This is a genomic window from Bradyrhizobium sp. LA2.1, from assembly GCF_040547725.1.
GTDB classification, from domain to species: domain Bacteria; phylum Pseudomonadota; class Alphaproteobacteria; order Rhizobiales; family Xanthobacteraceae; genus Bradyrhizobium; species Bradyrhizobium barranii.
This window is the reverse complement of record NZ_JBEPQI010000067.1, coordinates 1-8,420: the sequence shown is the minus strand read 5'-3', so window position 1 is coordinate 8,420 and position 8,420 is coordinate 1. Positions and strand designations below refer to the sequence as shown.

Annotated in this window: 7 protein-coding genes and 3 pseudogenes; 9 read left to right on the top strand and 1 reads right to left on the bottom strand. The window is 60.7% G+C overall.

Annotated features, from left to right (window positions below):
- Positions 1-541 precede the first annotated feature (541 nt).
- Complete coding sequence (locus tag ABIB95_RS47065; protein ID WP_354249194.1) at positions 542-901, top strand: hypothetical protein; 360 nt, start codon at positions 542-544, stop codon at positions 899-901.
- An 810-nt stretch (positions 902-1,711) separates the two neighbouring features.
- Positions 1,712-2,578: an IS256 family transposase gene (locus ABIB95_RS47060; RefSeq protein ID WP_354249196.1), complete on the top strand. Its 867-nt coding sequence runs from the start codon at positions 1,712-1,714 to the stop codon at positions 2,576-2,578.
- A gap of 328 nt (positions 2,579-2,906) precedes the next feature.
- On the opposite strand, the gene ABIB95_RS47055 is transcribed toward ABIB95_RS47060, so the two are convergent.
- Positions 2,907-4,102 (bottom strand): IS3 family transposase gene (locus ABIB95_RS47055; protein ID WP_502917975.1). Its coding sequence is split into 2 segments (ribosomal slippage): positions 2,907-3,841 and positions 3,841-4,102, totalling 1,197 coding nucleotides; the frame shifts between segments, so codons are not numbered across the junction.
- A 90-nt stretch (positions 4,103-4,192) separates the two neighbouring features.
- Here ABIB95_RS47055 and ABIB95_RS47050 point away from each other — a divergent pair.
- From ABIB95_RS47050 to tnpC, 7 genes and pseudogenes are all read left to right on the top strand, one after another.
- A pseudogene (locus tag ABIB95_RS47050) lies at positions 4,193-4,723 on the top strand (transposase); the annotation flags it as partial.
- A complete protein-coding gene (locus ABIB95_RS47480) occupies positions 4,606-4,902 on the top strand; it encodes an IS3 family transposase (protein ID WP_502917974.1) in 297 nt (98 codons plus the stop codon). The pseudogene ABIB95_RS47050 and the gene ABIB95_RS47480, both read left to right, overlap by 118 nt.
- A gap of 16 nt (positions 4,903-4,918) precedes the next feature.
- On the top strand, positions 4,919-5,077 hold the full coding sequence (gene tnpB, locus ABIB95_RS47475) for an IS66 family insertion sequence element accessory protein TnpB (protein WP_166206369.1): 159 nt from the start codon (positions 4,919-4,921) through the stop codon (positions 5,075-5,077).
- Between the two features lie 105 nt (positions 5,078-5,182).
- A pseudogene (locus ABIB95_RS47040) lies at positions 5,183-6,079 on the top strand (IS66 family transposase); the annotation flags it as partial.
- 56 nt (positions 6,080-6,135) lie between these two features.
- Positions 6,136-6,537 (top strand): IS66-like element accessory protein TnpA, encoded by a 402-nt coding sequence (gene tnpA / locus ABIB95_RS47035; RefSeq protein ID WP_354249190.1) that lies wholly within the window; start codon positions 6,136-6,138, stop codon positions 6,535-6,537.
- Positions 6,534-6,881, top strand: coding sequence for an IS66 family insertion sequence element accessory protein TnpB (gene tnpB, locus ABIB95_RS47030; RefSeq protein WP_354249188.1), 348 nt, complete (start codon positions 6,534-6,536; stop codon positions 6,879-6,881). The genes tnpA and tnpB (ABIB95_RS47030) overlap by 4 nt, the downstream gene beginning before the upstream one ends.
- 45 nt (positions 6,882-6,926) lie before the next feature.
- A pseudogene (gene tnpC, locus ABIB95_RS47025) lies at positions 6,927-8,327 on the top strand (IS66 family transposase); the annotation flags it as partial.
- Positions 8,328-8,420: the final 93 nt, after the last annotated feature.

The following is an 8,420-nucleotide window of genomic DNA, read 5'->3' as shown; positions in this document are numbered from 1 at the left end:
CTTTGTTAACCCGCCCTTTGGATAGGCAATCGCCCTTGAGGGGACACCGGGCGCAATCCTTCGCCTTCGAGTAAAAGAAACGGCCGTGCTTGATGAGCCGGGCGGGGCGCAAGATACGCCCTCGCGGGCACTTCAAGATGTCGTTTTTGGCATCGTACCGGAAGCGTCTGAGCGGTACGCGACTCTTGATGTCAATCGGCATTGGACTGGGACCCCCGATCGGCGTCCAAAGATTGGATGCCGATCACCCCGAAAACGGGGTCCTTATTCCATGCCGAAACACAGGCGTATGCCTAGGACTAGGCCTAGCTCCTCCGGCTAACGCCGGTGTCCACCCGCGGAGCGGGACCGGTTGAACCGGCTTGTTAGTTGGAAACGGATCGCTCCTGATGCCTTTCTGTCATGCAGCCAGAGACTCTGTCTGCTGCAGTTGCTGTGGGCATGTGGTCAACGCGTCAGCGTTGTCCACCATGTCCACACCCTTCGCGGCCTGCATCCGTTCGCGCCAGACCGCCATCGGCGTGCGATAGCCGAGGGACTGATGAAGGCGACGATCATCGTAGTAGGCGATCCAGCGTTGGACTGGAGCGATGCGCAACGTCAGAAGCATGCCGTGGCCGAGTATCTTGCAGGACTTGAGTCCGAGGCGCAGGTCCAGCAAGGCGGGGACAGTCGCGGTGGCGGTTCTGACGGGACCCCGACCGCAGCGTCAGATCGCAAGCCGCCGAAGGTGATCTCGCCTTCCGATCCGTCCTCGGCGTGGACAGCGAAAGCCAACAAGCGCGTGCAGTTCGGGTATGGGCTCAACTATCTCCTCGACGTCGAGCACGCAGTCGTTGTCGACGTCGAACCAACGCCCACGCGCACCTATGACTCGGTCGAATCCACAAAGAATGCTTGATCGAACCGAACGTCGCTTGGTTTGAAGCCAAATCGGCTTGCTGCTGATACCGCTTATGGAACGGGCCGTTTCCTGGGCTGGCTGGTTGGCCGCGGGATCGCTCCACACATTCCCGTTCGCGACGCAAGCTCGCACGATGACGGCACATTTTCACGCAGCGACTTTCGCTAGGACAAACGGCGCGGCGTCTACATTTTTCCAAAAGACAAAGTACTGCACACCACCGGCACCGTGCACGACGGCAGCACGCACCGCTATCGTGCCTCCAAATTCGACTGCGATGCATGTGCGCTGAAGAAGCGATGTTGTCCGAATACGGCCACCTTGGCTTTGGATGCCGGTGCGTGGTGCCGGCGGGGCTCGTCTGCTCATCGTCTCTCCAATCTTGCCCGCCGTCAGGCAGAAACTCCATTTATCGGCCTGTCCAGATTTCCGGAGCTAGCTCAGATCATCGCCGGTGTCAGATTCGCCGACAGCATCGAGGTCATTCCCACCCAGCAAGCCACGCCGCTTGATCGGCTCCGTCACCCGATTCAAGCATAGCTCAATGGCTTTTCGCAGAAGGCAAGAAACCTTTGAAATGGACCCGCATGATGTCACCGTCTAAAAGCGTGCCTAACAAGAAAGATCCCCTGGGCGCCTGAAAGGTCATTCCTTGGACTTTACAAAAGCCCCTTTGCCTCCATCACTCACAAACGCAACCTTTGCTTTGAACTCATTTCACTTCCACTTCTCTCTATCCGATGTCGCGTAAGGTTGGCGATCCAGTCCAGGTTGCTACTCGGAACGCCTTCATGACGCTCAACGCACATTGACGCGTGGCGGAATCGCAGGATCGAAGGCGAGCATCCGTATCTCTACCTCGGCGGCATCGTGATGAAGCGCAGCTGGGCTGGTGAGGTTCACAACGTGTCGCTGCTGGTGGCGTCGGCGGTCAATGCAAAGGGGTTCCGGGAGATCCTCGGCATCTGTGAAGGCACCCAGGAGGGCAGATCCGGCTGGTCATCGTTTCTGCGGCATCTCGTCAATCGCGGTCTGAAGGGCGTGCAGCTGGTGGTTTCCGATGCGTGCCAAGGGCTTGTCGAGAGCGTTGCGAATTCTCTGCCTGAGGCGCGCTATCAACGGTGCACGACGCATTTCTACAGCAAGGTCTCCAGCCGGGTGCCGTCGACCTGGGCCCGCAAGGTGAGCCACAGGCTCAAGGCAATTCATGCCCAGGAGAGCCCGGCCGCGGCCGAAGAGAAAGCCAGGACCGTCATCGCGGATCTGCGGGCAAGCCGCATGGCCAAAGCTGCTGATCTGGTCGAGCAGGAGGTCCACGAGACGCTCACCTACTACGCCTTTCCGGACATCCATTGGCGGAAGATTCGAACGGTCAATCCGCTCGAGTGCATCATGAAGGACATCCGGCGACGAAACCGTGTACTCGGTGTAGACTGCGCCTTCCGCGACGGTCAATCCTGTCTCCGAAGGGCGGCGGCCCGACTGTGGAGGATTGCAGAAGGGGCGAGGTCGCCCAAATGCTACATGAACATGCGACCGCTCTATCAGCCACAACTGTTTGAAGCTCCTGCGAATCAGTGCACACCTGTAGTTGGCTCGGAGAGCCCGGAGGTGCCGAGTGCAAAGACGTCAACGTCGGTCGTTCAGGGAGGACTACAACTGCCAGGCCGTTGAACGGGCGGTATCGAGCGGTCGGTCGAATCAGCAGCGACCAGAGGGATCCGCCAATCCGATCGCGGTTTCTTTTCATTTTCTTGTATTGCATAACTATCACTCGCCCTATGCGGCGGGTTTTATGTAATTAACTTACTATTATAAATAAAAGAAGGAAATAATAGGGCGCGAATCTTAATATCACTCGTCATAGCGACGGTTTGCTGTAATGGTTTGTTTTAAATAAAATACGGGCCAAGCAATGGGGATGCCCCGTGAAATGGACCCGCGGAGCATTGAACTGGCTTGTTTGTTGAAAACTGATCGCTCCTGACCTGAGCCCCAAAGATCATCCAGCGATGGGCAGAATCCTTTGGTTATTTGAGCCTGTGTGGCTCGGTGATGCAACGGGACGGGGCGCGGAGCCCTCGACATAGCGCAGCGTCCCGTCCCGTTGCATTCCGGACGCTGTTAGTCTGGCATAGGTTGATGGCGGCAGGTTGCCGATCCCGCTGTGCGGACGAACGGTGTTGTAATCATCCTGCCATTCGGCAAGCAGTTCTCGAGCATGCTCGAGTGACGAGAACAACGTCTCGTTCAACAACTCGTCGCGCAGTCGTCCATTGAAGCTCTCTACGAAGGCATTCTGCTGCGGCTTGCCCGGTGCGATGTAGTGCCACTCGATCCGGGTGAGCTGCGACCAGTGTAGGATGGCCATGCTGGTGAGTTCGGTCCCGTTGTCGCTGACGATCATCGTCGGGCGGCCTCGTTGAGCGATCGCGGCATCGAGCTCACGACCCACCCGAGTCCCCGACAACGAGGTGTCGGCGACCAATGCGATGCATTCCCGGGTGAAGTCATCCACGACAGCCAGGATACGGAAGCGTCGGCTGTCGGTCAGCGTGTCGCTGACGAAATCCAGTGACCAGCGCTGGTTCGGTCCCTGCGGCAACGCCATCGGAGCCCGTGTTCCCAGAGCTCTCTTGCGTCCGCCGCGCCGGCGAACCTGCAGCCGCTCCTCGGCATACAGCCGCCGCAGCTTCTTGTGGTTGATCAGCACGCCTTCGCCGCGGATCATGAGAAGCAGACGGCGATAGCCAAAGCGCCGGCGTACCGACGCCAGCTCACGCAGCCGGACGCGAATGGTCGCGTCGTCAGGCCGAAGGCTGCGATAACGCACCGAGGACCGATCAGCTCCAATCACTTCACACGCCCGCCGCTGACTGACCTCAAAACTCGAACGAAGGTGAGCCACAGCCTGCCGCCTTGCGACGGGCGTCACCATTTTTTTGAATTGAGGTCCTTCAGCATGGCGTTGTCGAGCATCGCCTCGGCCAACAGCTTCTTCAGCTTTGCATTCTCGTCGGCAAGCACCTTGAGGCGCCGAGCGTCTGATACGTCCAGGCCGCCATATTTGGCCTTCCACTTGTAGAACGTCGCGCTTGAGATCCCATGCTTGCGGCAGACATCCCCCGTCTTCGAACCCGCTTCCTGCTCCCGCAGGATCGCAATGATCCGTTCTTCCGTGAACCTCGACTGCTTCATCTCCGTCTCCCTCAAGGTGACGGATTCTGACCTGCCCCTGCCGATTTCCTCCAGTTGAAGTTAGAGTCCGGCCTTCTGAAGGACGGACAGATGAAGCGAGCCAGGTTTACGGAAGAGCAGATTATTGGCGTGCTGCGTGAGCATGAGGCGGGTGCGAAGGCTGCCGATTTGGCGCGGAAGCATGGCGTCTCTGAAGCGACGCTGTACAATTGGAAGGCGAAGTTCGGCGGCCTGGACGTCTCCGATGCCAAGCGGTTGCGGCAACTCGAGGACGAGAACGCCAAGCTGAAGAAGCTGCTGGCCGAGCAGGTGCTGGATGCTGCAGCGCTACGCGAGCTTTTGTCAAAAAAATGGTAGGGCCCGTCGCCAAGCGCGAAGCCGTCGCGCACCTGCAGGCCGTCATGGGTCTGTCGGAGCGGCGGGCCTGCGGCATCGTCGGCGCTGACCGCAAGATGGTTCGGTACCGATCGTGCCGACCGCCGGACACCGAACTACGCGGCCACTTGCGCGAGCTTGCTAATGCCCGTCGGCGGTTCGGCTACCGCCGGCTGTTCGTGCTGCTTCGCCAGCAGGGCGAGCCGTCCGGGCGGAACCGGATCTACCGTCTGTATCGAGAGGAAGGCCTCAGCGACTGGCGTCTGATCTTCGGGTCTACCTTCACCGCGAACCGATTGACTTCCGGGCGGGCATCAACAGCCTGGCGACCGTGGTCGAGCAGTCGATGGGGCTGGATCCGTTCCAGCGCGCGGTGTTCGCGTTCTGCAATCGTCGCCGCACCGGATCAAGCTGCTGATTTATGATCGGTCAGGATTTTGGATGCTGCTGAAGCGGCTGGAGGCCGACAGATTTCACTGGCCCCGAAGTCAGGAGGCGGTGCTGACGCTGACGACGGAGGAGCTGCACTGGCTGCTTGACGGCATCAACATCGCGGCGGTGCGTCGTCATCCGGTGCGGCAATATCAGAGCGTGGGCTGAGCTGTTCGATGCGCACGGCGTCATCGGGCTTCGGCAGGGCCGTTCCGCCGCCGAAGACATGATGAAGACATGGGAGCCCGGTTGACGCGGCGGCATGACTTCGAGATGACGATGAGTCGCAAGCCCACGACGCACGAGCTGGAAGCCTTGATCGCGGCGCACGCGGCCGAGATCGCGGCGCCGAAGGCCGAAGACGAGAAACTCGCACAATGCGTGCTGCATCTTGAGGAGCAGTTGCGCCTGGAGCGCCTGCACCGGTATGCGCCGAAGAGCGAAAAGCTCAAGGAGCGCATCTTCAACGAAGCCGAGCAGGCCGCCGCTGAAGGCCGGGACGACGACGATGTCGAGGCGGTCGTCGTGCCGGACACGGGATTGCCGGAGGCTCCAAAGCCGGCGCCGAAGACACGCGGCCGCAAGCCGCTGCCTGACCATCTGCCGCGCCAACGCGTCGAACATGATCTGGGTGAGGATCAAAAGGACTGTCCGTGCTGCCATAATCGGATGCATCGGATAGGCGAGACCGTCACCGAGCAGTTGCACGCCGAGGTGAAGGCGTCGGTGCTGCAACATGTGCGCTTCAAATATGCCTGCCGTCACTGCGAGCGCACCGCGCTGAACACCCCGATTGTGACCGCGCCGATGCCGGCGCAGCCGCTGCCGGGTAGCTCGTCACGCCATCGACACTGGCGCTCGCTGGCGCTCGCCAACAAATACGTCGACGGCACGCCGCCGTACCGTGTGGCGGACGCGCTGGGGCGCGCCGACGTCAGCATCAGCCGCGGGACGCTGGGCAACTGGGTGATCCGGGCGAGGGAGTTGCATCTGCATCGGGTCTATGACGCGCTACAGCAAAAGCTCAGGTCGCAGCCCCTGGTCCACGGCGACGAAACCTGGGTCCAAAGAGGACGGCCGTGATGCGCAGCCAAATCCTTCATGTGGGCCTGTCGCAGCGGCCAGGACTGCGCGCAGCCGGTCGTGCTGTTCGATTACCAGTTCGGTCGTATGCGTCCGAGGACGGCCGTCTTGCGAGTTTATCCGGCCTGTAGCTGACTGTCGGTATGGATATCCTTACTGATAGTCGCCAAGTGAGCCGCCTTGAAGTCGTTGAGACTGGTCGGCGTCGACGCTGGTCGGATGCCGAGAAGCTTCGAATTGTCGAGGAAAGTCTTTTGGAGCCGCGGCTGGTGTCGGCGACAGCGCGGCGTTATGGGCTTTCGAAGCAGCTTCTGTTTTCGTGGCGCAAGGCTTATCGCGAGGGACAGCTTGGCGGCTGTCAGGTCGATGGATTTGAGCCAGCCCGGATTGTGCCGGAGATCCAGTCAACGACAGAGCCTGCCGCGCCGGCGGCGACTGGCACTTTGGAGATCGTGACCGCGAATGGCCGACGCGTGATCGTGGACCACAACGTCGATGTCGCGGTTTTGTTGCGGATCATGCGAGGGTTGGAGACACTACGGTGATCCCGATCCCGACGGGGGCGCGAGTGTGGCTGGCGACGGGCCATACCGATATGCGGTGCGGCTTTCCGAGCCTGGCTCTCCGCGTGCAGGAAGTGCTCAAGCACAATCCCATGGGCGGAGGTCTTTTCTGCTTCAGGGGCAAACGCGGCGATCTTTTGAAGGTCATTTGGCATGATGGCCAAGGGGCATGCCTGTTTACAAAAAGGCTCGAGAGAGGAAGGTTCATCTGGCCATCGGTTGCCGGCGAATCGGTAACGATCTCTCCGGCGCAGTTGAGTTATCTGCTATCTGGAATCGACTGGCGCAACCCTCAAGAAACACGGCGTCCAACGCGAGTTGGATAGGCTTTTTACGATTGAATCTGCCGCCTGATCTGATTCAATGGCTTCATGATATCGAAGCCGGACGATCTTCCATCGGACCTTGTGAGTGCCCTGGCGGCACTGCAGGCCGAGCGTGAAGCGCGGCTACGAGCCGAGGCGGATGCCGCCAATGCACGAGCAGAGCTGTCGGACAACGAGGCGCTGATCGCGCATCTCGAGCTGCGTATCGAGAAGCTCAAACGCGAGCTGTACGGTCAGCGCTCCGAGCGCACGGCCCGGCTGATCGAGCAGTTGGAGTTGGAGCTCGAAGAACTCGTCACGACGGCGAGCGAGAATGAGCTTGCCGCGCAAGCCGCCGCGGCGAAGACGCAGAACGTCCGCCCCTTCATGCGCAAACGGCCGGTGCGCAAGCCATGGCCGGATGACATCGAACGCGAGCGCGTCGTCATCGAGGCCCCGACGAGCTGTGCCTGCTGCGGCGGATCGCGCCTGGCGAAGCTGGGCGAGGATGTGACCGAGACGCTGGAGGAGATACCGCGCCGATTCAAGCTTATCGAGACGGTGCGGGAAAAGTTCACCTGCCGCGATTGCGAGAAGATCAGCCAGCCGCCGGCACCGTTCCATGCCACGCCGCGTGGCTTCATCGGTCCGCAATTGCTGGCGACGATCCTGTTCGACAAGTTCGGCATGCATATCCCGCTCAACCGCCAGAGTGTGCGCTTTAAGGCCGAGAGGATCGACCTGCCGCTGTCGACGCTGGCCGACCAGGTCGGCCACGGGACCTTCGCCGTCATGCCGCTCTTCCACCTGATCGAGCGCCATGTGCTCGCGGCCGAGCGCCTGCATGGCGACGACACCACTATCCGCATCCTGGCGAAGAGCAAGTGCACGACCGGGCGGATCTGGACCTATGTGCGCGATGACCGTCCCTTCGCCGGGCCTGCGCCGCCGGCGGCGGTCTATTACGCTTCGAGCGACCGACGCGGCGAACACCCGCAAAGGCATCTGGCCGCCTTCACCGGCATCCTGCAAGCCGACTGCTACAACGGCTTCGAGCCGCTGTTCGACCCGCAGAAGAAGGTGCTGCCGATTACGCCGGCGTTTTGCTTCGCCCATGCACGGCGGGGCTTCTTCGAGCTGGCTGACATCGAGAAAACCGCCCGGGAGGGCCAAAAAGGCAAACCGGTCTCTCCGATCGCGCTGGAGGCTGTCAGACGCCTCGATGCGTTGTTCGAGATCGAGCGCGCCATCAACGGCAGCAGTGCTGACGAGCGGCGCGCCGTGCGCCAGGAGAAGAGCAAACCACTCCTCGACGACATGCACGCGTGGTTACTACGTGAGCGCGAAACCCTCTCGCGCTCGTCCGAGGTCCTGAAGCCCATGAATTACATGCTCAGGCGCTGGGACGACTTCGCCCACTTCCTTGACGATGGCAGGATCTGCCTCAGCAACAACGCCGCCGAAAGGTAAGCGCGAATTTCCCTGCACCTTTTGCTTTTGGGTGCTCTGATGCATGAGGTGTCCACCAAAATAGGTGGACACCTTGTGATGGCAGACGAT